The sequence below is a fragment of the Leyella stercorea genome (genome assembly GCF_021531655.1).
The window spans coordinates 22,040-48,773 of sequence record NZ_JADYUF010000011.1 but is presented as its reverse complement, the minus strand read 5'-3'; the positions used below and the strand labels follow the sequence as shown (position 1 = coordinate 48,773).

The following is a 26,734-nucleotide window of genomic DNA, read 5'->3' as shown; positions in this document are numbered from 1 at the left end:
ATGCTATATAATAGAACAAAAAAACGCTCAAAACTGCGAGTTGAACACGTCAAAGATTTCCTTGTGCGTTTAACTCGAAGTTTTGAGCGGTTAGAACTCTCAACTGGAACCAATTACAGCTCTGCCTTGTGCAGTTCGGCAAGTAGCTTCACGCTCTGACAGTGCAGATCGATGTGACGCTGGAGCTTCTCGTAGATGCTGTTTATTTCGACGTAATAGACGAGGGCGGTGATTTCGCCTTGCTGCAGAGCCTTGTTGAAGAGCGTGAGCGACTCTTGCAGGAGCTTGACGTCGCTGTGGTCGATGACCTGCTGAAGCCCCTGCAACTGCTCGTAGTTGGTGCGCATTGAGGCTTCTGCCTCGTGCTTGGCTTGCGACACTTGCAGCTCGGCACTCTCGCGGCGCTGGCGTGCTGCCTTGACATTACTACTGTTGGTGTAGAGGGGGAAGCTTACGCCTACGAGGAAGCCGTTGATGCCTTCGCCACGTTCGGTGTTGCGACGATAGCCAAAGGAGATGTTGGGCAACCACTCTTTCTTCTGCACCTTCAGATTCAGGTCGGCTGCGCGGAGCGATGTCTGCGCCACTGCCACGTCGGCATCCGACGCGAGCGCCAAGGCACGATACGACTCGAAGTCGGTTATGGGCTGATATTCGGGCAGCACGGTGTCGGTGACGTCAACGGGCTTGCCTCCGTTGAGCTGCTGGAGCTGCTGCAGCAGGGCCGTGCGCTCGCCCTGCGCCTCGCTGACGAGGGTGCGCACCTCCATACAGTCGAGCTTCACCTTGTTCAGCTCAAGGGCGTTGGCGTCGCCTGCCTCCATACGCTTGTTGTACATACTGAGCAGCGTCTCGCTGTTGGCAAGACGCTCGCGTAGCATGGCGAGGGTCTGGTTGGCACGGATAATGTCGATGCAGAGGAGCTGCGCTTGCAGGAGTATGTCGCGACGCTGCTTGGCGAGGAGCTGCTCGCCTACGCTTTGCTGCATCTTGGCTTGCTTGCTGCGTGCGGCATACTTGGTAGGGAAGTCGATTTCCTGGCTCACTACAAGCTCGCTCTCGGCTACGCCGGAGTAGCCCTTGGTGAAGAACGGGCTGTACTCTACAGACGGTCCGCCGAGCGTGTTGGACGCCTTGATGTCGAGAACGTCGGCCTGATTGTCGTGTGCAAGAGCCTGCAGGGTGAGGTTGTTGGCTGCTACCTGCTTGAGCACATCGCCGATGTTGTCGGCAAGGGCTGCGCTACACGTGCTGAATGCCACGATTGTGGCGATTAGATATCTTTTCATATATAATAGGTACGATGAATGCGTTGAGTAATGTAGAACTGATTAGTCCGCCGAGTATCACCTTTGCCATGGGCGACTGTATCTCGTTGCCGGGCAGGTCGCCGCCAAGTGCCAACGGTACGAGGGCAAGGGCGGAGGTGAGAGCGGTCATGAGAATCGGGTTGAGACGCGAGAGCGAGCCTTCAACAATGGCTTCGCGTATGCTCTTGTGTTCCTCGGTGCGCAGACGCTTGTACTCGGTGATGAGTAGCATTCCATTGCGCGTGGCTATGCCGAATAGCGAAATGAATCCGATTACGGCTGGTATGCTCACCTCGCCCGTGGTCATTACAATGGCAAAGATGCCGCCGATGAGCGCCAGGGGAAGATTGAGGAGTATCACTCCTGCCTCCATGGCGTTGCGGAACTGCATGAAGAGGAGGCAGAAGATGACTACGATGGCGAGGATGCAGGTGAGATAGAGTACACGGCTGGCGCTCTCCTGGCTCTCAAACTGACCACCGTACTCGATGTGATAGCCCTCGGGCAACTGCACTTTTTCGCCTACCGCCTCCTTGATGTCTGCCACGACGTCGCTCAATGCTCTGCCGCTGGTGTTGGCAGAGATAACTATCTTGCGCTGCACGTTCTCACGGTTGATGGTGTTTGGTCCGGCGCTTGATATGATGTCGGCTACGTCGCTCAAGGGCACCTTGCGCCCGTCTTGCGTGTCGATAATAAGGTCGCTTATCTCGTTGGTGTCGGCTGACTTCACAACGAGGTTGAAGGCGCGTCCGGCTTCGTACACCTGCGACACGGTCTCGCCCGCAAGGTTGACGGCAAGGAACTCGTTGAACTCGGGAAGGGTGATGCCGTTGCGCACGAGCAACTCACGTCGGGGCACTATCTTCAGCTCGGGGCGCTCTATCTGCTGCTCTACGTTGAGGTCGGCAATGCCGTCGATGTCCTGGCAGGCACTCTTTATCTGATTGCCGATGGTGAACATGCGGTTGAGGTCGGTGCCGAACAGCTTGATGGCTATGCTCGCCTGTGTTCCGGAGAGCATGGCGTCGATACGGTGAGAGATAGGTTGGCCTATCTCGATATTGGCTCCTGCGAGCACCGAGAGACGCTTGCGCACGTCGTTGAGCACCTCTTCATGACTGCGGTCTTTTAGTGTGAATGGGGCTTCTATCTCGCTCACGTTTACACCGAGGGCGTGTTCGTCGAGCTCTGCTCGTCCGGTCTTGCGCGCTACGGTCTTGATCTCGGGCACTTGCAGCAACAATCGCTCGGCACGTGCACCTATCGAGTCGCTCTCTTCGAGCGAGATGCCGGGCAATGAGGATATGTTTATAGTGAAAGAACCTTCGTTGAACTTGGGCAGGAAGCTGCTTCCCAGACAGAAGAAGAAGCCTATGGCTACGGCAAACAGCGCTGCCATGCCTACAATAACCTTGCGTGTGTTGGCGAGAACCCACAGCAATACGCGCTCGTAATACTTCTTAAGCCATACGGCAAGGAAGGCTTCCTTGGGCATTTCGCCTTTGCTCTTGCCGAGCAGGTAGCTGCACAGCACGGGGGTAAGCGTCAATGCCACGAGGGTTGAGGCAAAAAGGGCTGTGACGAAGGCTATGCCAAGGGGTATGAGCATACGGCCTTCCATGCCGCTGAGGAAGAAGAGAGGGGCGAAGCTGGCCACAATTATAAGCGTAGAATTGAGTATCGGCATACGCACTTCGCGCGAAGCGTTGAACACAAGTTCGAGTATCGGCACGCGGTCGGCCTCGGGCAGTTCACGGTTCTGGCGTATATGCTTGTACACGTTCTCCACATCTACTATAGCATCGTCGACGAGTGAGCCGATGGCAATGGCAAGTCCGCCGAGTGTCATGGTGTTGATGCTGATGCCAAGGGCGTTGAGCACTATCATGGCAACGAGAAACGAGAGGGGGATTGTGACGAGCGAGATGACCGTTGTACGAACGTTGGCGAGGAAGAGCATAAGGATTATCACAACAAAGATGGCGCCCTCGACGAGCGACTTCTGCACGTTGTCGATGCTGCTTTCGATGAAGTCGGACTGACGGAAGATGTCGGTGGAGATGTGGACGTCTGCGGGCAGCGACTTCTGAAGGTCGTCAAGGGCGAGATCGAGGTGCTTGGTGAGGTCGATGGTGCTGGTATTGGGCTGCTTGGTGACTGTGAGGAGCACGGCAGAGTGTGCCCGCTCGCTGCCAACGCCAAGCTTTGGCGACTGGTTGCCTATCTTTATGTCGGCAACATCGGCAAGGGTTATGACGCTCTCGCCATTCTTCTTGACGATACATGTGCCCAACTTCTCTACATCATTGGTTGAGGTGATGCCACGGATGATGTATTCGTTGCCGTACTTGTAGCGTACGCCGCCGTTGGTATTGACGTTCATACCACGCGTAGAAGCCATGATGTCAGAGAGCGAAACGCCGAAATGCTTCATACGACCGGGACTTAGGAGTATCTGATATTCCTTGATGTCGCCGCCATGCACGCTGACCTGAGCCACGCCTCCGGTAGAAAGCAGACGCGGACGTATCACCCAGTCGGCATAGGTGCGTAGGTCTTGCTGCGAAGTGTGCTTGCTGGTGAGGCTCACAATGAGCACTTCGCCGAGTATGGACGACTGCGGACCGAGTACGGGAGCACTTACACCGGCTGGCATCTGTTCGCCTACAGCGGCGAGTTTCTCGCTGACTATCTGTCGGGCAAGATAGATGTCGGTGCCCCAATCAAACTCTACCCATACAACGGAGAAACCATTGGTGGACTGAGAGCGGACACGACGCACACCGGTACTGCCGTTGACGGCGGTCTCAATAGGGAATGTAACGAGCTGCTCCACTTCCTCTGTTGCCATGCCACCGGCTTCGGTCATGATGACTACGGTAGGTGCGTTGAGGTCGGGAAACACGTCGACATCGGTCTTGCCGGTAGAGTATAAGCCGGCTATGACAAGCAGTACGGACGCCACCAACACGAGGATTCTGTTCTCAAGCGAGAAACGTATTATCTTATTCAGCATAGCTATTAATGATTATGATTATGTGCTGGGATAGCGTTTGAAGCCGAAGCCAATCTTACTTGCATAGCGCCCTTTGTGACAACGCGGTCGCCTTGCTTCACTCCGGTGAGTATCTCTACACGCTCACCGTCGCTCTCGCCAAGCGTAACTTCCTGCTTGCGGTAGCCTTCGGCATCTACCTGGATGTAGACAAAGTGGATGCCCTGCTCCTCGGTGAGGGCGGTTAGGGGCAGCGTTATGACGTTGTGACGATCCTGAGTGATGAGATAAATCTCGGCGTATGAACCCTGAACGACATCACCGGTGTTGTTGAACTCGAAGATGACGGGAATGTATGAGTTGTTGACTTCGGCTGAACGACCGTACGACTGTATATGTCCTCCCATGTCAGTAATGTCGTAGAGGCGGTTGCTATAGCTGGTGCGGAACTTGGCACAACGTATCTTGTTAACCTCGCCAAAGTGGCGTTCGGACACTTCGGCACGCAGATAAAGATGCTTGTTTTGCGTGATTATGGCAAGAGGCTGACCTGCCTCGACGTAATCACCGCCGTTAACGAGACATTGCTTGACATATCCGCCACGCGGAGCAGACACTGCTACCCCACCCTCGCTGCGCGTACGCTTCATACTTGTATATGTGAGCTTGGCAGCTTCGTATTCGGCTTTGGCTACAGCGAGGTCTTTCTCGCTTATTATCTTGTCCTTGATGAGAATCTTTGCACGTGTATAGTCGCGCTCAGCACGTTCGTAGTCGATGCGCGAACGCTGTACGGGGTCGCCGTCGGCAAGCTGCATTCCGGCTGAAGTAATGGAGAAAAGCGTTGTTCCGGCAGCTACTTTCAATCCCTCGCTGACGTGGTTCTTGTACTGCACACGGCCGCTAATGGTAGCTACAACGGTGGTTTCATCGCACGATGCCGACATCACCTTGCCACTGGTATGAATGACACCATGGAACACTCCGGGCTTCACCTCCTCCACCTTGACGCCTGCTGCACGCGCTTTCTCGGGCGAGAGTATTATCTCATCGGTATGAGCACCCTTAGCATCATGGTCGTGCTCTTCGGAATCTTGGTCGTGGTGCTCTGTTTCCTCGGCATGCTCATGGTCATGATCGAGATGGTCATGCGACTTGCCTCCGCAAGCGACCATTCCCGCCACGAAGACTACTGATAATAGGTAATAAGAAAATCTTTTAAGCATATTTCATTAAGTGTTTATTACAAAGATAAATCATCAGTTGCAAAGATATGAAATAAGATATGCAACTATGTTGCAAACGAATAGAAAAATGCTTGGATATATGATAAAAAAAAAGCGGATGCGCCGCACTTCTGAGAGTGCTTCGCATCCGCTTAGTTTATTTGTTGTTGACTGAATTAGTCAGCGAGCTTAGCCTTGATGAACTCACGGTTGAGGCGAGCGATGTTGGCGATAGATTCGTTCTTCGGGCACTCAGCCTCGCAAGCGCGAGTGTTGGTGCAGTTACCGAAACCGAGCTCCTCCATCTTGGCGATCATAGCCTTTGCACGCTTAGCTGCCTCAGGACGACCCTGGGGAAGGAGAGCGAGCTGGCTAACCTTAGAGCTTACGAAGAGCATTGCAGAACCGTTCTTGCAGGCTGCTACACAGCAACCGCAACCGATACATGTAGCGCAATCCATAGCCTCGTCGGCGTCTTCCTTCGGGATGAGGATAGCGTTAGCGTCCTGGGGCTGGCCTGTGCGAACGCTAACGTAACCACCTGCCTGCATGATCTTGTCGAATGCAGAGCGGTCTACCATACAGTCCTTGATAACTGGGAATGCAGCCGAACGCCAAGGCTCAACGGTGATAACGTCGCCATCGTTGAACTTACGCATGTAGAGCTGGCAGGTTGTGGCACCCTGGTTAGGTCCGTGGGGATGACCATTGATGTAGAGTGAGCACATACCGCAGATACCCTCGCGGCAGTCGTGATCGAATACGAAAGGCTCGTTGCCTTCCTCGATGAGCTGCTCGTTAAGGATGTCGAGCATCTCAAGGAAAGAGGTATCCGTAGGGATATCCTTCATCTCGCGTGTGTCAAAGTGACCCTTGTCCTGCGGGCCGTTCTGACGCCAATATTTCAGTGTGAATGATATATTTGCCATAATCTTTATTAGTTCTTATAGTTACGTGTCTGTACCTTGATTGCCTCGTACTCGAGCGGCTCCTTGATGAGCTCAGGAGCTGTCTCGTCGTTGTTCTTGTACTCCCAGCAACCTACATAGAAGAAGTTCTCGTCGTCGCGCTGTGCCTCGCCCTCTGGAGTCTGGTGCTCCTCGCGGAAGTGACCACCGCAAGACTCCTCACGTGAGAGGGCGTCGTGTGCGATAAGCTCACCCATGAGGATGAAGTCGCGGAGGTGGATAGCCTTGTCGAGCTCTACGTTCAAGCCTTCCTTCGATCCAGGGATGAAGAGGTTGGTGTTGAATTCCTTGCGGAGCTTCTTGATAAGCTCGATGCCTTCCTTCAAGCCATCTGCCGTACGACCCATACCTACGTGCTCCCACATGATGTGGCCAAGCTCCTTGTGGATAGAGTCAACAGAACGCTTACCCTTGATGTTCATGAGGCGGTCGATCTCAGCCTGAACACCCTTCTCTGCCTCAGCAAACTCTGGCAGATCGGTAGAGAGGTGCGGCCAGATAGCCTGGTCGGCAAGGTAGTTCTGGATGGTGTAAGGCAATACGAAGTAACCATCGGCCAAGCCCTGCATAAGAGCAGAAGCACCAAGACGGTTGGCACCGTGGTCAGAGAAGTTGCACTCACCGATAGCGAACAGACCAGTGATTGAAGTCTGGAGTTCGTAGTCTACCCAGATACCACCCATTGTGTAGTGGATAGCAGGATAGATCATCATCGGGTTGTAGTACTTAACGCCATTGATTTCGTTGGCAAGCTCACCAGGGTTAACGTCAGTAATCTCCTCGTACATGTCGAAGAGGTTGCCATAACGCTGACGGATAACGTCGATACCGAGGCGGTTGATTGACTCAGAGAAGTCGAGGAATACGGCAAGACCGGTATTGTTTACGCCGAAGCCCTTGTCGCAACGCTCCTTGGCAGCACGTGAAGCAACGTCACGCGGAACGAGGTTGCCGAATGCCGGATAACGACGCTCCAAGTAGTAGTCGCGGTCTTCCTCAGGAATATCGCTGCCCTTCTTGGTGCCAGCCTGCAGAGCCTTGGCATCCTCGATGTTCTTCGGTACCCAGATACGACCGTCGTTACGCAGTGACTCTGACATAAGAGTAAGCTTAGACTGCTTGTCGCCGTGTACGGGGATACATGTCGGGTGGATCTGAACGTAGCAAGGATTTGCGAAGTAAGCACCCTTACGATAGCACTGGACAGCTGCTGTACAGTTGCAACCCATAGCGTTTGTAGAGAGGAAGTATGTGTTGCCATAACCACCAGTAGCGATAACAACTGCGTTTGCTGAGAAACGCTCGAGCTTACCGGTAACGAGGTTCTTGGCGATGATACCACGAGCACGACCGTCAACGATAACTACGTCTTCCATCTCGTAACGAGTGTAGAGGAGCACACGGCCTGTGTTAACCTGCTTTGAAAGTGCTGAGTAAGCACCGAGGAGCAGCTGCTGACCGGTCTGACCCTTAGCGTAGAATGTACGCGAAACCTGAGCACCACCGAATGAACGGTTGGCGAGCATGCCGCCGTACTCACGAGCAAAAGGAACGCCCTGAGCAACGCACTGGTCGATGATGTCATTTGACACCTCGGCAAGACGGTATACGTTAGCCTCACGAGCACGGTAGTCACCACCCTTTACTGTATCATAGAACAAACGATATACTGAGTCGCCGTCATTCTGATAGTTCTTGGCAGCGTTGATACCACCCTGAGCTGCGATAGAGTGAGCGCGACGCGGAGAGTCCTGAATGCAGAAGTTAAGCACACGGAAACCCATTTCGCCGAGGCTGGCTGCTGCAGAAGCACCTGCAAGACCTGTACCTACAACGATAATGTCGAGCTTGAGTTTGTTCTTGGGGTTCACCAGACGCTGGTGAGCTTTATAGTTGGTCCACTTCTCGGCCACTGGGCCTTCAGGGATTCTTGAATTAATATTCTTAGCCATAATATAAATTACGATTTACGATTTAAGAATTACGAATTAGCAGCAGAGGCTCGGTGCGCAACCAAGTGCGAAAGCAATTACTACTACGAGGAAACCGAGGATGAGGAGGGTTGAGTAAACCTGACCGATAACCTTCCAACGGTTGAACCATACCTTACCATTCCAGCCGAATGTCTGCATTGCACTCCAGAAACCGTGTGTGAGGTGGAACCAGAGAGCTACGAGCCATACGATGTAGAGAACTACGTAAACCGGGTTCTTGAATGTCTCCTGAATCCAGCCGAAGCCGTCAGCAGGATCACATACGCCCTGGAAGCCTACAAGCTCAGCAAACATCATGTTGTACCAGAAGTTGAAGAAGTGGAGCAACAGACCGAGCAGAACGATGATACCGAGTACGAGCATGTTCTGTGATGCCCACTCTACGTTCTGAGGCTTAGCTACAACCTCATAGCGAGAGGTACCGCGAGCGGTACGGTTCTGCATCGTAAGCCAGAAGGCGTAAACGATGTGGATTACTGCGAGGGCAGCCAAGCCCATTGTCGCAACTACGGCATACCAGTTGGCACCGAGTAACTCACAGATAGTGTTGTAAGCGTCTCCAGAGAAGAGAGCTGCAACATTCATTGACATGTGGAATGTCAGGAATAGAACAAGGGCGACACCAGTCAAGGCCATCACCACCTTTCTACCAATAGATGAATTGATTAACCACATAAATGATTTGAAATTTAAATTATTAACTGTTAGAATTATTGATGTTTCATTCCTTAAGGTTACACAATTTCATATAAGGTTCTGACTGATACTTATACTGTAACTATACGGTTGAATGCGAACTGCAGAGATGCTGTATTGCGTAGTTTGCTGCAATATGGCACCGTCCTCGTCACACTATACTATATAATAGGTATAAGCCATATCCTTACAGTCTGCAAAAATACTGAAATTTGATGATAAATCAAACTATTTCTCTTCAAAAATCATTTTTTATTCTTAATTTTGCGAGCATGAAACATGCGCTGTATGGCTCTGGGCCATGCCGCACAATTTAACACCGACAAGCAATACATATGATTTTCAACTACGACGTTATAGTCATCGGAGGCGGACATGCCGGTTGTGAGGCTGCAGCAGCGGCGGCACGTATGGGCGCAAAGACTTGTCTGATAACGATGGATATGAACAAAATCGGACAGATGAGCTGCAACCCTGCCATTGGAGGAATCGCCAAGGGACAGATCGTACGCGAGATTGATGCGCTGGGAGGCGAGATGGGCCTCGTGACGGATGCTACTTCTATACAGTTCCGTATGCTCAACCGCGGCAAGGGACCTGCCGTATGGAGTCCGCGAGCACAATGCGACCGCGGCAAATTCATCTGGGAGTGGCGCACACGCCTCGACCGTGTCGACGGACTCGACATCTGGCAGGATGAGGCTTGCGAACTTCTGGTGGAGAACGGCGAGGCGGTTGGAGTGGAAACGGTGTGGGGCGTGACGTTCCGCGCTAAAGCTGTAATCATCACAGCGGGCACTTTCCTCAACGGACTGATGCACGTGGGACGCAAGCAAGTGCCGGGCGGACGCTGCGCCGAACCTGCCGTGCTGCACTTCACCGAGAGCATCACCCGACACGGCATTACTTCACAACGAATGAAGACGGGCACACCGGTACGTATCGACCGCCGCTCTGTACACTTCGAGGATATGGAATGCCAACCCGGCGAAACCGATTATCACGGTTTCTCGTACATGACAGCCCCGCGACATCTGCAACAACTGCCGTGCTGGACCACATATACTAATAAGGAGGTGCACGACACGCTGCGCGCTGCCATTGCCGAATCGCCTCTCTACAACGGTCAGATTAAGTCCACCGGACCGCGCTACTGCCCTTCGATAGAAACCAAACTCGTGACGTTCCCCGACAAGGATCAGCATCCGCTATTCCTCGAACCGGAAGGTGAAGATACCAACGAGATGTATCTTAACGGTTTTTCTTCTTCTATGCCGATGGAAGTACAGCTCGCTGCCCTCAGAAAAATAAAGGCTTTCCGAGATATAAAAGTCTACCGACCGGGCTACGCCATCGAGTACGACTACTTCGACCCAACCCAGCTGAAGCCTTCGTTGGAGTCGAAGATAGTAAAGGGTCTGTTCTTCGCAGGTCAGGTCAACGGCACAACGGGATATGAGGAAGCCGGCGGACAAGGCACCATTGCCGGCATCAACGCTGCCCTACTCTGCGGCGGTGGCGAACCTTACATAATGAAGCGCGACGAAGGCTATATAGGAGTGCTCATCGATGACCTCACGACGAAGGGTGTTGACGAGCCATACCGTATGTTCACCTCACGTGCCGAATACCGCATCCTGCTCCGTCAAGACAATGCCGACGCCCGACTCACCGAAACGGCTTACAACCTCGGACTCGCCAGTCGCGAACGTTACGACCATTGGCTTAAGAAGAAGGCGGAGATTGAACGCATAGTCAACTTCTGCAACTCTACCAACGTGAAGCCTCGCGACGTAAACGCAGTTCTCGAATCGTTCGGAACGACTCCAATGCAGTTCGGCGCTACAATATCGAGCCTGATAGCCCGACCGCAACTCTCCATCAAACAACTCGCTTCTGCCATCGCCCCACTACGTGCTGCACTCGATACTGACGATACTAGACGCGACGAAATAATTGAAGCAGCCGAGATACTCATCAAGTACGACGGCTATATCAAACGCGAACGACAGATAGCCGACAAGATGCATCGCCTCGAAGATATTAGAATCAAGGGACACTTCAACTACGAAGAGCTCCACGAGATATCTACCGAGGGCAGACAAAAACTTATGCGCATCAATCCCGAGACACTCGGACAAGCATCACGCATTCCTGGCGTGTCGCCCAGCGACATCAACGTACTGCTGGTTCTGATGCATCGATAATGCGAGTTTTGAATTTTGAATTTTGAGTTTTGAATTGTTCGCAGCTACGCCTGCGATTTTGAATTGCAAACTTCTGAATTAGGAATTACGGACTTCAAAATTATGAGCAATGAATTTAAGAACCACAAATTCTAAGTTGGGCTGTACAAGCAATGCAAAACAAACCATAGGAGGCTATGGCGTCCCCGCCATAGCCTGAGCAGCAAACCGATTCAATAAATCGTAGCGCAAAAAAAACATGCGATACAAAACCCCATCGAAATACAATTGCACAACTCTTCAATTCATAATCGAACAATCCAAAAGCGAAGCCACAGCCAAGAGCAATTCATAATTGAACAACCCAAAAGCGAAGGCGTAGCCGAGCACAATTCAAAACTCAAAATTCAAAATCCCCAATTCCAGCGGCGTTGCCGCTGGCTTCTCGTTCCACGTGAAACAAAAAGAACAACGAATTTAATCAAATCAACTGATAATGAACAACAAACTATTGCTTGACAATCTGCGTTGTATTCCAGATTGGCCGAAGAAGGGAGTAAACTTCCGAGACGTTACAACATTGTTTAAGAGCAGCGAATGCCTTAAAGAGATTTGCGACGAGATGTACGACCTCTACAAAGACAAGGGCATTACAAAGATAGTAGGAATCGAGTCGCGCGGCTTCGTAATGTCGTCTGCCCTCGCCCTGCGCTTGAATGCCGGAGTGGTATTATGCCGCAAGCCTGGCAAACTGCCTTGCGATACTGTGCAGGAAAGCTACGCCAAGGAGTATGGCAAGGACACTATCGAGATCCACAAGGACGCCATCAACGAGAACGACGTGATTCTGCTGCACGACGACTTGCTCGCTACTGGAGGTACAATGCAGGCTGCTTGCAATCTCGTAAAGAAGTTTAAGCCCAAGAAAGTCTACTGCAACTTCATCATCGAACTCGTAAACGAGGGACTGAACGGACGCGCAGACTTCGACAAGGACATAGAGATTACGTCGCTCATTCAGATATAATGAAGAGCCGTACGAATATCAAAGAAACAACAAACGAAAGAGGAGGCGTCTCGTCTCTGATACAGGCGAAGCCATGGGCGGATGTATCGGAGACACGATGCCTCCTCTTTCCATATACTCACCAGTCCTAAGCTTACACCCAAAGCAGTCTGAGCAGCGACACACAGGACGAACATATTATAGTTACACGTGAAACAACAGGAGGCAAAACTCTTAGTTTCAAGCAAGTTACTGGCAACTACATTCTAACAAATCAACGAGCAACATGACAAGAGAAGAGAACGAGAAGCGCATTGAACGACTCAAGAACATCGTGCTTAACATGCCCGACAAGCCCGGCAGCTATCAGTTTTACGATGCCGACCATACCATTATATACGTAGGCAAGGCTAAGCGTCTGAAGCAGCGCGTGTCGTCCTACTTCCACAAGGAGGTGGATAGGTTCAAGACCAAGGTGCTTGTCTCGAAGATAGAGGACATAAGCTACACGGTGGTCAACACCGAAGAGGATGCGCTATTGCTCGAAAACAGTCTCATAAAGAAATACAATCCACGCTACAATGTATTGCTCAAGGACGGCAAGACCTACCCCAGTATCTGCATTACGAACGAATATCTGCCGCGAGTGTTCAAGACGCGACAGATAAACAAGCGATTCGGAACGTTCTTCGGACCCTACTCACATACGGGTAGCATGTTTGCCGTGCTCGAACTCATACACAAGCTCTACAAGCCGCGCACTTGCCGAATGCCGATAACAAAGGAAGGTATAGAGCAGGGCAAGTACAAGCCGTGTCTGGAATATCACATACACAACTGCAAGGCACCTTGTTGCGGCAAGCAATCGCTGGAGGATTATCAGGCATCGATAGCCCAGGCGCGTGAGATATTGAAGGGCAACACGCGCGAATTGTCGCAGCACGTTTTCGAGGAAATGCAGCAAAAGGCGGCTGAACTGAAGTTTGAGGAAGCCGAGGAATTGAAGCAGAAATACATGCTTATTGAGAGTTTCTGCGCCAAAAGCGAGGTTGTCAGTCACACGATAACCGACGTTGACGTGTTCACTATTGTCGACGACGAGCACAACCGCACCGCCTTCATCAATTACATCCACGTCAAGAACGGCAGCGTAAACCAGAGTTTCACGTTCGAATACAAGCGAAAACTGGACGAAACCGACCGCGAACTGCTACTGACGGCTATCCCCGAAATACGCGAACGTTTCCAGAGCAAGGCCAAGGAGATAATCGTTCCGTTCGACATGGAGTGGCAACTGAACGAGGCGCAGTTCTTCGTTCCGCAACGAGGCGACAAGAAACACCTGCTCGAACTCGGCGAAATGAACTGTCGGCAGTATAAGTTCGACCGACTGAAGCAGGCCGAAAAGCTCAATCCCGAACAGAAACAGACACGTCTTATGAAGGAATTGCAGCAGAAACTACAGCTCGCCAAGCTGCCGTATCAGATAGAATGTTTCGACAACTCCAACATTTCGGGCACCGACGCCGTGGCTGGTTGCATAGTGTTCAAGGGTATGAAACCCTCGAAAAAGGACTATCGCAAATACAACATCAAGACCGTTGAGGGTCCCGACGACTACGCCTCTATGCAGGAAGTGGTGCGTCGGCGCTACACACGCATGATGGAGGAAGGCACTACCCTGCCCGACCTCATCATAACCGACGGCGGACAGGGTCAGATGAGCGTGGTGCGACAGGTTGTAGAGGGCGAACTCGGACTCCGGATTCCCATAGCCGGACTTGCCAAGGACGACCGCCACCGCACCAACGAACTGCTCTATGGCAATCCGCCCAAAACGATAGCTCTGAAGACGGACTCCGAACTCTTCCACGTGCTCACACGCATCCAGGACGAAGTACACCGCTACGCCATACAGTTCCACCGCGACAAGCGCTCAAAACACGCCCTGCACAGCGCTCTCGACGACATTCCGGGCATCGGTCCGGCTACACGCGAGAAGCTGCTCAGCGAGTTCAAGAGCGTGAAACGAATACGTGAGGCTTCGTTCGAGATGCTTTCGGGTGTGATCGGGGCAAGCAAAGCAACGAAACTGATGGAAAGCCTGGGCAAGAAGTAATGGTCACAATTGGCATAAAGAAGACTTTTGCAGCCCAGGGATATTGAGGCATTTGGGCGAAGAAAATCAAGGCGTATCGCGAAGAAAATCGGGGTGTATCGCAAAAGGACTCCTTTTGGGTTGCAAAAGGATTCGTTTTGAAGTGCAAAAGGACTCCTTTTAGGATGCAAAAGGACTCGTTTTGGAAGGCAAAAGGACTCCTTTTGAAAGGGACTAATTGTCATACGATATTTAGAGTATAATCAAACAGTAGGAGGCTATGGCGTCCGCGCCATAGCCTGAGCAAGCAACTTGACAAATAACTTCTTTAGAATCAAGACGGCTAACTGCTCGGGCTATGGCGCGGACGCCATAGCCTCCTAAGTATAAAAAAAAAAATGCGCCCAAACCTCACGGTTCCAGCGCACACACAGAGAAGATCTTAAATCTTCAAAAAATTCTTGCCTTCGACTCTCACGAGCTTGTACAAGTCAATCCTTATATCAAATTATACTAAAAACTAAAAGTCTTTTAAACATTGCTTAAAAACCAGTCTGCCGTCGTACCATTAGGCAGACCTCCATTCTGTTTGCAAAATTATTAATTAAAAATGATATAACAAAGAAAATGGAATAATTTTACACTCATTTTACATTTAATATGATTAACTTTGTAAACAGCATAATAATTAACGTATCAATTACATACATAAATGAGAACAGTAATACAGCGTGTGCAGTACGCATCGGTAACGATAGACGGCGAGATAAAGTCGAAAATAGGCAACGGATTCCTCTTGCTGCTCGGCATTGAAGAGTCGGACACGACTGAAGATGTCGACTGGCTCGTAAAGAAAGTGGCAGCTCTGAGAGTGTTTGACGACGAGAACGGAGTAATGAACCGTTCGATTATCGATGTGGGCGGCGAGGCTCTCGTGGTGAGCCAGTTTACGCTCTACGCTTCGTACAAGAAGGGCAACCGCCCGTCGTGGTTTCGCGCCGCACGTCACGAGATTTCGGTGCCGCTCTACGAGGAGTTCTGTCGCAAACTGTCGGATGCGCTCGGCCGTGAGGTCGGAACGGGCGAATTCGGTGCCGATATGAAGGTGGAACTCTTGAACGACGGACCCGTAACCATCTGCATGGACACCAAGAACAAGGAATAAACGGTAAATAATGAGATATAATAACCGTAAACAACTGACATTAAGAACCACTTAATAATTTAGCTTATGAAGAAGTATCTTTCAAATACTGCCCTACTGCTCGAAGCTGTAGGACTGGTGCTGATGTTCACCCGCGATTCGTGGGGAGCCAACAAGCCGTTGTATGCATTTACGGGTTGCGCATTGCTGTTTATAGGTTTCAGCATCATGACGTATCTGGAGTTTCCCCGACCGTTCCACAGCGTGTCGCGAAGCAAGAAGATAGGAGTGATATTCCGCATCTGCCTGGTTGCGATACTCGCTATATGGCTTGTCTACGACATCTATCTGATGGTGCTGGGACTGCCTGTTGACATCTAAAATCAAGCAATATGACTATCAAGGAAGCACAAGAGACGGTAGACCGTTGGATAAAGGAGTATGGCGTGCGCTACTTCTCCGAACTCACCAATATGGCTTGCCTTACCGAGGAGGTGGGCGAACTGGCGCGCATCATGGCGCGACGCTATGGCGACCAGAGCTTCAAGGAGGGCGAATCGCACGACCCTTCTGAGGAGATGGCCGACATTCTGTGGGTGCTCATCTGCCTTGCCAATCAGACGGGCGTAGACCTTACGGAGGCGCTGCAGAAGAGTATCGAGAAGAAGACCAACCGCGACAAATTGCGCCATAAGAACAACCCCAAACTCAGATAATCAACTATAGATAACAATAAAAACAAAAGCATAAGACTATGGGAATAATTAAAGATGTAATACTCCACGACGAGGAGACTATGGGACAAGAGAAGACGAGCAAGTACGAACTTGCTCTTACCAAATACAACACCGCTATCGACGACAACGCCGTGCGCGATGCCGTGCGCAATATCATTGCCGAGAAGGTGTCGGCTAACGACACTATCGACGTTAAGAAATTCCTCTTCGGAAGCATCGAGCTTACAACGCTCAAGACAACCGATTCTGACACGAGCGTACTGGCGTTCACCGAGCGCGTCAACGACTTCGACAATCAGTATCCCGACATGCCCCACGTGGCTACCGTCTGCGTCTATCCGTGCTTCGCCAACACCGTGGCTGAATCACTGGAGGTGGACGGTGTAGAGATAGCTTGCGTCAGTGGATCGTTCCCTTCTTCGCAAGCTCGCATCGAGGTGAAGATTGCCGAGACATCGCTGGCTGTTGCCGACGGCGCCACCGAGATTGACATCGTTATGCCGGTAGGCAAGTTCCTTTCGGGCGACTACGAAGGAATGTGCGACGACATAGCCGAACTGAAGGCTGCATGTGGCGAAACGGTGCCCATGAAGGTTATACTCGAGACAGGTGCTCTAAAGACTGCCACCAACATCAAGAAGGCTGCTCTGCTGGCTATGTACTCTGGCGCCGACTACATCAAGACGTCGACGGGCAAGTTTCAGCCTGCCGCCACACCCGAAGCAGCCTACGTTATGTGCCAGGCCATCAAGGAATACTACGACGAGACGGGCATTCAGATAGGTTTCAAGCCCGCTGGCGGCATCAACAGCGTTATGGATGCCATCATCTACTACACAATAGTCAAGGAAGTATTGGGCGAAAAATGGCTCACCAACAAGTGGTTCCGCCTCGGTACATCACGCCTTGCCAACATGCTGTTGAGCGAGATTAAAGGCGAGCAGATCAAGTTCTTCTAAAGGATTAGGGGCTTGCTGAGCAGTTACCTGAGCCTTACTGGGCCTTTCTATGCCTTTTTATGCCAAGGCTTAGAAAGGCTTATTGAGGCCCAGTAAGGCCTAATAACAGCCTCAATAAGGCCCAGACAACTGCTCAGCAAGGCCCAGACAACAGCCCTACCCACCTCTATTAATCCCAATTCACTAACCATAAAAATCAAACTTATGCCTACACCAAAACCCTTTCTTCCCCATGGAGGCTCGTACAAGAACCTCCTCGTATACCAAAAATCTGAATGCATATACGATGTCACATACTATTTTGCTCATAAATATCTTGAAAAAGGTGACCGTACAATTGACCAAATGGTACAAGCAGCACGTTCAGGGAAACAGAACATAGCAGAGGGAGCGGCGGCTGGCAACACTTCTAAGGAAACAGAAATAAAACTTACAAACGTAGCAAAAGCCAGTTTGCAGGAACTGTTAGTAGACTATGAAGATTATATACGAGTAAGAGGATTGGAACAATGGCAACCTGACGACCCGCGACTTGCACAAGCCAAACGTGCTTGTGCCAACCATAACGACAGCGCCTACTATAGAAAAGCAATAACACAACGCTCTGATGAAACTATAGCCAATATCGCCATAACCCTAATTCATCAAACCGACTGGATGCTAAACAAGCTTATAGAGAAGCTGGAAATAAAGTTTGTGGAAAGTGGCGGAATGAGAGAGCAAATGACAAAGGCAAGAAAAGATTATAGAGGATATTGAAATTATAAGCCTCACTGAGCCTTCTTAGGCCTCTCTAAGCCTTTTCAATCACGGCTTAAAGAGGCCTAAGAATGCCCAATAAGGCTTAGTTCTTAGCAATCAAGCTACAGCCCCCTAACTTCCTACTTCGTTCTCTTTATAACATAGTCGAGATAAGTCTGGAGCGCAGCCTTCACGTCCGGCTGCCCCACTCTATCATCAATAAACTGCTGGGCATGTGCGTGGAACTCCCACATACGGCGTTCGGCGTATTCTATACCACCCATTTGTTTGGTATAATCTACGAGCTGCGCTATCTCATCGGCACTCACCGAGTGTTCCTTCACCTTCAATGCCAGACGACGCATATCCTCGTTTCCACCATTGTTCACGGCGTATATTACAGGCAGCGTAAGCTTACCCTCAACCATATCATTGCCTGTAGGCTTGCCTATCTCCGTCGAATCGTAATAGTCGAATATGTCGTCGCGTATCTGGAAGATGATACCGAGATTCTGGCCGAACTGCTTTGCAGCCTCAACATCCTCCTCCGACGCGCCCGACGACAATGCACCGATGCCGGCACACGCTTCAAACAGAGCCGCGGTCTTCTGCTTTATCACGTCATAATATACATCCTCCGAGATGTCCTTGCGTCCGATGTTCGACAACTGCAGTATCTCGCCGTCGGAAAGCGTGCGTCCCAGTTCGGCAAGATAAGTAACGATCTGCTCCGAATGAGTACGCGCCACACACAGAAGGGCTGTCGAAAGGATGTAATCGCCCACGAGTACAGCCACCTTATTGTCATAAGTGGCGTTGACCGAAGCCTGACCACGACGCTCCTCACTCTCATCCACCACATCATCATGAACGAGCGAAGCCGTGTGGAGCAGCTCCAATCCAACGGCAGCATTCTGCGTAGCCTCGTTGATAGTGCCGAAGTTCTTCGCCATAAGCAGTATCAGCATAGGGCGCATACGCTTGCCTGCACGCTTGCGGATGTGCTCCAGCGCCGAGCCGAGCAGTCCGTCCTCGTGCGAGAGCGACTGGTTGAAAAGACTTATAAAGTCGGCGAGTTCCGCCTCTATAGGGTTCTTAATGATTGACAGATAATCCATTGTATTATAATATTTCGTACAAAGTTACGGATTTTGCCGTTATTAGTGACATTTTTTTTGTAATTTTACACCATATAATAATAATTATGTTGAGGTGGTGAGATGTTGAGGTGGTCAACATAACAACACCTCACCACTTCAACATTACAACATAATAAAAATGGACAAGCTATTTCTTCTCGACGCTTACGCGCTCATCTACCGTGCATATTATGCGTTCATCAAAAATCCGCGCATCAATTCCAAGGGCATGAACACCTCGGCCGTGATGGGATTTGTCAATACTCTCAACGAGATTCTCACCAAAGAGCAGCCCACACATATCGGTGTGGCGTTCGACCATGGCAAGACGTTTCGCGACGAGGCATTCCCTGCGTACAAGGCACAACGCGAGGAGACACCCGAAGCCATACGCGCTTCGGTGCCTGTCATAAAGAGCATCATTGAGGCTATGCACATCCCGGTGCTGCAGGTGGACGGTTTCGAGGCTGACGATGTCATCGGTACGCTCGCAACCAAGGCTGGAGCTGCCGGCATCAAGACCTATATGCTCACGCCCGACAAGGACTATGGCCAGCTGGTGAGCGACAACGTGTTCATATTCCGGCCACGTCACGGCGGCGGATACGAAACTATGGGCCCCAGCGAGGTGTGCGCCAAGTACGAACTCGACTCCCCTACCCAGGTCATCGACCTCCTGGCGCTGATGGGCGATTCTGCCGACAACTTCCCGGGATGCCCCGGCGTGGGTCCGAAGACCGCCGCCAAGCTCATAGGCGAATTCGGCAGCATCGACAACATGCTCGCCTCGACTGCCAAGATTAAAGGCAAGCTGCGCGAAAAGGTCGAGTCGGCTGTCGACGACATACGCATGTCGAAGTTCCTGGCTACCATACGCACCGACGTTCCTATAGAACTCAATCTCGACGCGCTGAAGATTGAGGAGCCCGACACAGCCCGACTCGCCGAAATCTTCACCGAACTGGAATTTAAGAGTCTTCTCGATAAATTTGTAAAGAAGCCACAACAACAGCAAAAAGTTGTTAATCCACAACTCGATTTATTTGCCGAAAATCCGACCAATGATTCAGTTGGCGCAGAATTTTCGAGTTTTGAGAGCCTAAAAACGACCTCTCATGACTACCAACTCATTGAAAATGAGGAAGAAGCACGCAAATTATTTGATTTTTTTGTTACAAAACAAATTCTCAGTCTAGACACGGAGACCACTTCAATCAACCCTGTCGACGCAGAATTGGTTGGTTTGAGCTTCGCCGTTGAGGAAGGAAAGGCATTTTACGTGGCAATTCCTGCCGAACGTAAAAAGGCGCAAACGATTGTTAACATATTCAAACCGCTGTACGAAAGCACCGAAATCCTCAAAATCGGACAGAACATCAAGTACGACATGGAGGTGCTGATGAATTACGGAGTGCGGCTCGCAGCACCGATGTTCGACACTATGATTGCCCACTACGTGCTCCAACCCGAGCAGAAACACAACATGGACATTCTCGCCGAGACGCTGCTCGGCTACCAGACGGTACACATCGACGAACTCATCGGACCCAAGGGCAAGGGTCAGAAGAATATGCGCGACCTCTCGCCTGCCGACATCTGCGACTATGCCGCTGAGGATGCCGACGTCACTCTGCGCCTATACAACGTGCTGAAGCCGCGCCTCAAGGAGGCTGGCGTTGACGACTTGTTCTACAACATCGAGATGCCGCTCGTGCCGGTGTTGGCAGAAATGGAGATGAACGGAGTACTGCTCGACACCAAGGCTCTTGCCGAGACATCGCGAACCTTGACCGACCGCATGAAGCAGATTGAACTGAACATATACAAGCTCGCCGGACACGAGTTCAACATAGCGTCGCCCAAGCAGGTGGGCGAGGTGCTCTTCGGCGAGATGAAGATTGTGGACAAGCCCAAGAAGACCAAGACCGGACAGTTCGTCACATCCGAAGAGGTGCTGCAACAGCTCCGTTCGAAGGCTCCAATCGTCGACGACATCCTCGCCCATCGAGGCTTGAAGAAGCTCCTCGGCACCTATGTCGACGCCCTGCCCAAGCTTATCAACCCCCGCACGGGACACATCCATACGTCGTTCAATCAGGCAGTTACAGCCACGGGGCGCCTCTCTTCGTCCGACCCTAACCTCCAGAACATACCCGTTCGTGGCGAGGACGGCAAGGAGATACGCAAGTGCTTCATTCCCGAACCGGGCTGTCTGTTCTTCTCAGCCGACTATTCACAGATTGAGTTGCGCGTCATGGCGCATCTGTCGGGCGACAAGAACATGATTGAGGCGTTCCGCGAGGGCTACGACATCCACGCCGCCACAGCCGCACGTATATATAAGGAGAAGATAGAAGACGTGAGTCGCGACCAACGAACCAAAGCCAAGCGCGCCAACTTCGGCATCATCTACGGCATCACGGTGTTCGGACTGGCAGAGCGTCTGGACATAAGCCGCGACGAAGCCAAGCAGCTCATCGACGGATATTTCGAGACATTCCCCGAGGTGCAAGCCTATATGGAGAAGGCGAAGGAACTGGCACGCGAGCACGGCTACGCCGAAACGTTCTTCCATCGTCGCCGCTATCTGCCCGACATCACGTCGCACAACGCCACCGTTCGCAACTTTGCCGAGCGCAACGCCATCAATGCTCCGATACAAGGTTCGGCTGCCGACATCATCAAGATTGCCATGGTGCACATCTACGAGCGCTTCCGCCGCGAGGGCATCAAGTCGAAAATGATTCTGCAGGTGCACGACGAACTCAACTTCTCGGTTCTGCCCGAGGAGAAGGAACGCGTTGAAAAGATTGTAATCGAAGAAATGCAGAACGCCTATCCGCTTCAGGTTCCGCTCGTTGCCGACTCAGGCTGGGGCGAAAACTGGCTGGAAGCACACTAAAAGCAGAATATAAATGCCTGAGCGTTTCTACGACGTTATGCACACATTAAGTTTCAAAGACACGACAGAAGACCTCACGGCATTCTGTCATCGCAATGGAGGAAAATTAATATGAAGCTATATCATGGTTGAGCTATAGGCTGACAAGCAAAAAAAATGTAGTCCTTTTGCATTGTAAAAGGACTCCTTTTGGTCATCAAAAGGACTACATTTGCAATGCAAAAGGACTACATTTGAAACGCAAAAGGACTCCTTTTGCAAAACGTCCGCAATTTTCTACAGCCACCGCATCAGAATATCCCACACCGCAATGATGTGACATACCGAACCGGCGAGCACAAAGAAGTGGAATACGGTGTGCATATACCGCTGCTTGCGCAGGCAGTAGAAGGCGGCACCTGTGATGTAAGCCACGCCCTCGGCTATAATCCATACTATAGCCGACGGACCCACACAGTGCATCAGCGGACCGAACGCCACGAGCACACTCAGTCCCATCACCACGTAGCATGCCGTCTCTACGTAGCTGTGGCTCTTAAGTCCGATGAAGCTCTTTATGGTTCCGGCTATTGCCGACAACCATATGAAGACGAACAGCGCCCATCCCCAATAGCCATACTCGCGCAGCGCCACCAGCGTGATGGGCGAATACGAACCCGCAATGTGCCAGTATATGGCTGCATGGTCCCACTTGCGCAGCCTCTCCTTCCACGGCGACCATGCCGACAGAGCGTGATAGACGGTAGAAGCTATGTAGCTCGACAGCATTCCGAATAGATATAGTATGATACCAGCCGTTGCCCAACCGTTACGCGCCCAACCACACCATACCAGGAACGCCGTGCCTACCACCACACCGAGAATTATACCCGCGCCATGCGACCACGAGTTCCATACCTCTTCTTTATGTGAGAAAAATATCTTCATACACTTTTGATATTCTAATTTGCTTATTTTATACTCTACTTTGCACAAAGTTAGTCATTATTTTTTTGTAAAGGGTTTTTTACCGCGACTTTCGCCATAATCGTCTTGTAATTCGGGATTTTTATCTAATTTTGCACATAAAAAGAATAATATGCGCAAACTCCGTACTATAGAAATGCAACGGCTCTCGGTTGACGAGTTTCACGAGGCTCCCAAACTGCCCCTTATCGTAGTGCTTGACGACGTGCGTTCGCTGCACAACGTGGGTTCGGTGTTCCGCTCGGCCGACGCATTCCGCGTCGAGGCGGTATACCTTTGCGGCATCACTGCCACCCCACCCCACCCCGAAATTCACAAGACGGCACTCGGAGGCGAGGACTCCGTAGCGTGGCGCTACTTCCCCACTGCCACCGAGGCGATTGAGTCGCTCCACAACGACGGCTTCTTCGTGTACAGCATAGAGCAGGTGGAGGGGTCGACCAAGCTTCAGAACCTGCAGCTCGACACCGACAAACACTACGCAATAGTGCTGGGCAACGAGGTGAAGGGAGTGCATCAGGAGGTGGTGGACATGTCGGACGGATGCCTCGAAATACCACAATTCGGCACCAAACACTCGCTCAATGTCAGCGTAACGGCTGGCATGGTAATATGGGAAGTGGCTAAAAAGTTTTTGTCGAAAACTTTTTAGGGTTGATAAGTTGTAGTGTTGAGATGGTGTGAACACCAACAACACCACAACATCACAACATCTTAATACAACAAAACAACATAGAAAATGGAATCTCACAACATTAGCAAAGTAGAACTGCGCAACCTTCAGATGGAGGACTACGATCAGCTCGCACGCTCGTTCAAGCGCATCTATGGCGACGAAGACGTGTTCTGGACAAAAGCTCAAATCAAGAAACTCATCACAATATTCCCCGAGGGACAGGTGGTGATAATCGTCGACGACAAGATAGTGGGATGCGCACTGTCTATTATTGTTGATTATAATATGGTGAAGGGCGACCACACCTACGCGCAGGTGACCGGCAACGAGACCTTCAACACCCATAACGCCAAGGGCAACATACTCTATGGCATCGAGGTGTTCATACATCCCGACTACCGCGGACTGCGTCTGGCACGACGCATGTACGAGTATCGCAAGGAACTCTGCGAAAAACTCAACCTCAAGGCCATCATGTTCGGCGGACGAATACCCAACTATCACAAGTATGCCGACAAGATGCGACCCAAGGAATATATCGAACGCGTACGCTCGCGCGAGATATACGACCCGGTGCTGACATTCCAGTTGAGCAACGACTTTCACGTTCGACGCGTCATGCGCAACTATCTGCCCAACGACGAGGAGTCGAAGCATTGCGCCACACTGCTGCAGTGGGACAACATCTACTATCAGCCGCCTACGGATTCGTATGTAGACAAGCGCCCGACGGTTCGTATCGGACTGGTACAGTGGCAGATGCGACCCTACAACTCGCTTGACGACCTGTTCGAACAGGTAGAGTTCTTCGTCGATTCGGTGAGCGACTACAAGAGCGATTTCATCCTCTTCCCCGAATACTTCAACGCGCCGCTCATGGCAAAGTTCAACGATATGGGCGAGGCTCAGTCCATACGCGCCATGGCACAGTATACCGAGCAGATACGCGACCGCTTCCGCGAGCTCGCCATATCATACAACATCAACATCATAACCGGCTCAATGCCTTACCTCAAGGAGGACAACTCGCTCTACAACGTAGGCTTCCTGTGCCGCCGCGACGGTACGGTAGACATGTACGAGAAGATACACGTGACGCCAGACGAACAGAAATGCTGGGGACTCTCGGGCGGCTCGCACATACAGACATTCGATACCGACTGCGGACGCATCGGAATCGTAATCTGCTACGACGTGGAATTCCCCGAACTCTCGCGTCTGATGGCCGACGACGGAATGAAAATACTCTTCGTTCCGTTCATGACCGACACGCAGAACGCCTACTCACGCGTTCGTGTCTGCGCCCAGGCACGCGCAATAGAAAACGAATGCTACGTGGCAATAGCCGGAAGTGTGGGCAACCTGCCGCGCGTTCACAACATGGACATACAGTATGCGCAGTCGGCAGTGTTCACTCCTTGCGACTTCGCATTCCCCAACGACGGCAAGCGCGCAGAAGCAACGCCCAACACCGAGATGATACTCGTGTCGGATGTCGACCTCTCGCTGCTCAACGAGCTGCACACCTACGGTGCCGTACGCAACCTGCGCGACCGCCGTGGCGACCTCTACAAGCTCGAGATGAAGCGCGCCGCCAAGGAATAAACTCACCTACAGATTATACACACCTGTAACATACATATATTATATAGATGAAGAAACTATTCATAGAGACATACGGCTGCCAGATGAACGTGGCCGACTCTGAAGTGGTAGCGTCCATAATGCAGATGGCAGGCTACGAACTCTGCGACGACGAGGACTGCGCCGACGCCATATTCCTCAACACTTGCTCAATACGAGAGAATGCCGAGAACAAGATATATGGACGACTTGAGACGCTGCATGCCGAACAGAAGAAGGGCCGACAGCTCATTATCGGTGTACTGGGATGTATGGCAGAGCGCGTGCGCCAGGACCTCATCGACAACCACCACGCCAACCTTGTGTGCGGACCCGACTCCTACCTCAACCTGCCCGATATGATAGCACAGTGCGAGAACGGACATAACGCCTGCAACATCGAACTGTCTACCACCGAAACCTACCGCGACGTCATCCCGCAGCGAATCGGTGCAGGACGCGTGAGTGGCTTCGTGAGCATCATGCGAGGCTGCAACAACTTCTGCCACTACTGCATTGTGCCCTACACAAGAGGCCGTGAGCGCTCGCGCGACGTTGAAAGCATACTGCGAGAGGTGAAGGATCTGCACGACAAGGGATTCAAGGAGGTAACCCTTCTGGGCCAGAACGTCAACAGCTACGGTCTGACTCCAGCCGGAAAGCGCATAGAAGGCGGATGCTCGTTTGCCGAACTGCTGCGCAAGGTGGCACAGAGCGTGCCCGACATGCGTGTGCGCTTCACCACATCCAACCCCGAAGACATGACCGACGACATACTGCACGCCATAGCCGACGAGCCCAACCTCTGCAAGCACATACACTTCCCGGCACAAAGCGGTTCTACAAAGATACTCAAACTGATGAACCGCAAGTATACACGCGAGCAGTATCTGGAACGCGTGGCAGCAATACGCCGCATCATACCCGACTGCGGTCTGACCACCGACCTGTTCGTAGGCTATCACGACGAGACTCCCGAGGATCACGCCGAAACCCTCTCGCTGGTGCGCGAATGTATGTTCGACTCGGCATTCATGTTCAAGTACAGCGAGCGGCCGGGCACCTACGCAGCCAAACACCTGCCCGACAACGTACCCGAAGAAGTGAAGATAGAGCGCCTCAACGAACTCATACGCCTCCAGACAGAAGTCTCGGCCGAGCAATACCGAAAGGACGTGGGCAAGACATTCGAAGTATTGGTTGAGGGTTATTCAAAGCGCTCACGCCAACAGCTTATGGGTCGCACCGAACAGAACAAAGCCGTGGTGTTCGACAAGAACAACCATCACATCGGCGATCGCGTAATGGTGAAGATAACCGGCTCTACATCAGCGACTCTCCTGGGCGAGCCCATCGACTAAGCAA

Annotated in this window: 21 protein-coding genes; 13 read left to right on the top strand and 8 right to left on the bottom strand. The window is 51.6% G+C overall.

The features are described 5' to 3' along the window. Positions 1 to 113: 113 nt before the first annotated feature. The 6 genes from I6E49_RS04805 to I6E49_RS04780 form a co-directional block, all read right to left on the bottom strand. Entirely contained in the window at positions 114 to 1,289 is a 1,176-nt protein-coding gene (locus I6E49_RS04805) for a TolC family protein (RefSeq protein WP_235400740.1), read from the bottom strand. Beyond that, complete coding sequence (locus tag I6E49_RS04800) at positions 1,243 to 4,329, bottom strand: efflux RND transporter permease subunit (protein WP_235400738.1); 3,087 nt, start codon at positions 4,327 to 4,329, stop codon at positions 1,243 to 1,245. Before I6E49_RS04800 ends, I6E49_RS04805 begins: the two co-directional genes overlap by 47 nt. A gap of 5 nt (positions 4,330 to 4,334) precedes the next feature. Further along, complete coding sequence (locus I6E49_RS04795; RefSeq protein ID WP_235400736.1) at positions 4,335 to 5,534, bottom strand: efflux RND transporter periplasmic adaptor subunit; 1,200 nt, start codon at positions 5,532 to 5,534, stop codon at positions 4,335 to 4,337. A gap of 176 nt (positions 5,535 to 5,710) precedes the next feature. After that, a complete protein-coding gene (locus I6E49_RS04790) occupies positions 5,711 to 6,466 on the bottom strand; it encodes a succinate dehydrogenase/fumarate reductase iron-sulfur subunit (RefSeq protein ID WP_106811253.1) in 756 nt (251 codons plus the stop codon). 5 nt (positions 6,467 to 6,471) lie between these two features. Continuing rightward, positions 6,472 to 8,454, bottom strand: coding sequence for a fumarate reductase/succinate dehydrogenase flavoprotein subunit (locus tag I6E49_RS04785; RefSeq protein ID WP_235400735.1), 1,983 nt, complete (start codon positions 8,452 to 8,454; stop codon positions 6,472 to 6,474). 36 nt (positions 8,455 to 8,490) lie between these two features. Next, the gene (locus I6E49_RS04780; protein WP_235400734.1) at positions 8,491 to 9,171 is read right to left on the bottom strand and encodes a succinate dehydrogenase/fumarate reductase cytochrome b subunit; all 681 of its coding nucleotides are present in this window, start codon (positions 9,169 to 9,171) and stop codon (positions 8,491 to 8,493) included. A 356-nt stretch (positions 9,172 to 9,527) separates the two neighbouring features. Here I6E49_RS04780 and mnmG point away from each other — a divergent pair, with 356 nt between their 5' ends. From mnmG to I6E49_RS04740, 8 genes are all read left to right on the top strand, one after another. Continuing rightward, entirely contained in the window at positions 9,528 to 11,399 is a 1,872-nt protein-coding gene (gene mnmG / locus I6E49_RS04775) for a tRNA uridine-5-carboxymethylaminomethyl(34) synthesis enzyme MnmG (RefSeq protein ID WP_235400733.1), read from the top strand. 475 nt (positions 11,400 to 11,874) lie between these two features. Then, entirely contained in the window at positions 11,875 to 12,405 is a 531-nt protein-coding gene (locus tag I6E49_RS04770) for an adenine phosphoribosyltransferase (RefSeq protein WP_235400732.1), read from the top strand. Positions 12,406 to 12,670: 265 nt separating this feature from the next. Then, positions 12,671 to 14,503, top strand: a complete 1,833-nt coding sequence (uvrC, locus tag I6E49_RS04765) for an excinuclease ABC subunit UvrC (protein WP_235400731.1) — start codon at positions 12,671 to 12,673, stop codon at positions 14,501 to 14,503. Positions 14,504 to 15,194: 691 nt separating this feature from the next. Next, positions 15,195 to 15,647, top strand: a complete 453-nt coding sequence (gene dtd, locus I6E49_RS04760; protein ID WP_235400729.1) for a D-aminoacyl-tRNA deacylase — start codon at positions 15,195 to 15,197, stop codon at positions 15,645 to 15,647. Positions 15,648 to 15,713: 66 nt separating this feature from the next. Next, on the top strand, positions 15,714 to 16,007 hold the full coding sequence (locus I6E49_RS04755) for a hypothetical protein (protein WP_235393256.1): 294 nt from the start codon (positions 15,714 to 15,716) through the stop codon (positions 16,005 to 16,007). A gap of 11 nt (positions 16,008 to 16,018) precedes the next feature. Further along, positions 16,019 to 16,342: a nucleotide pyrophosphohydrolase gene (locus I6E49_RS04750; RefSeq protein WP_235393255.1), complete on the top strand. Its 324-nt coding sequence runs from the start codon at positions 16,019 to 16,021 to the stop codon at positions 16,340 to 16,342. 38 nt (positions 16,343 to 16,380) lie between these two features. Next, complete coding sequence (gene deoC, locus I6E49_RS04745; protein ID WP_235400728.1) at positions 16,381 to 17,322, top strand: deoxyribose-phosphate aldolase; 942 nt, start codon at positions 16,381 to 16,383, stop codon at positions 17,320 to 17,322. 204 nt (positions 17,323 to 17,526) lie between these two features. Next, positions 17,527 to 18,081, top strand: a complete 555-nt coding sequence (locus tag I6E49_RS04740; protein WP_235400727.1) for a four helix bundle suffix domain-containing protein — start codon at positions 17,527 to 17,529, stop codon at positions 18,079 to 18,081. A gap of 122 nt (positions 18,082 to 18,203) precedes the next feature. Here I6E49_RS04740 and I6E49_RS04735 read toward each other — a convergent pair whose 3' ends face one another. Further along, the gene (locus I6E49_RS04735) at positions 18,204 to 19,181 is read right to left on the bottom strand and encodes a polyprenyl synthetase family protein (protein ID WP_235400726.1); all 978 of its coding nucleotides are present in this window, start codon (positions 19,179 to 19,181) and stop codon (positions 18,204 to 18,206) included. 160 nt (positions 19,182 to 19,341) lie between these two features. Here I6E49_RS04735 and polA point away from each other — a divergent pair, with 160 nt between their 5' ends. Together polA and I6E49_RS14570 are read left to right on the top strand one after the other, a co-directional pair. Next, positions 19,342 to 22,104: a DNA polymerase I gene (polA, locus tag I6E49_RS04730; protein ID WP_235400725.1), complete on the top strand. Its 2,763-nt coding sequence runs from the start codon at positions 19,342 to 19,344 to the stop codon at positions 22,102 to 22,104. Positions 22,105 to 22,117: 13 nt separating this feature from the next. After that, positions 22,118 to 22,219: a DUF3791 domain-containing protein gene (locus tag I6E49_RS14570; protein ID WP_369681606.1), complete on the top strand. Its 102-nt coding sequence runs from the start codon at positions 22,118 to 22,120 to the stop codon at positions 22,217 to 22,219. 161 nt (positions 22,220 to 22,380) lie between these two features. Here the strand turns inward: I6E49_RS14570 and trhA are convergent, their stop codons facing one another. Continuing rightward, positions 22,381 to 23,031, bottom strand: coding sequence for a PAQR family membrane homeostasis protein TrhA (trhA, locus tag I6E49_RS04725; protein ID WP_235400724.1), 651 nt, complete (start codon positions 23,029 to 23,031; stop codon positions 22,381 to 22,383). Positions 23,032 to 23,182: 151 nt separating this feature from the next. On the opposite strand from trhA, the gene I6E49_RS04720 reads away from it, so the two are divergent. From I6E49_RS04720 to miaB, 3 genes are all read left to right on the top strand, one after another. After that, positions 23,183 to 23,722: an RNA methyltransferase gene (locus I6E49_RS04720; RefSeq protein WP_235400723.1), complete on the top strand. Its 540-nt coding sequence runs from the start codon at positions 23,183 to 23,185 to the stop codon at positions 23,720 to 23,722. 87 nt (positions 23,723 to 23,809) lie between these two features. Then, on the top strand, positions 23,810 to 25,351 hold the full coding sequence (locus I6E49_RS04715) for a carbon-nitrogen hydrolase family protein (protein WP_235393248.1): 1,542 nt from the start codon (positions 23,810 to 23,812) through the stop codon (positions 25,349 to 25,351). A 47-nt stretch (positions 25,352 to 25,398) separates the two neighbouring features. Next, complete coding sequence (gene miaB, locus I6E49_RS04710; protein WP_235400722.1) at positions 25,399 to 26,730, top strand: tRNA (N6-isopentenyl adenosine(37)-C2)-methylthiotransferase MiaB; 1,332 nt, start codon at positions 25,399 to 25,401, stop codon at positions 26,728 to 26,730. Positions 26,731 to 26,734 lie beyond the last annotated feature (4 nt).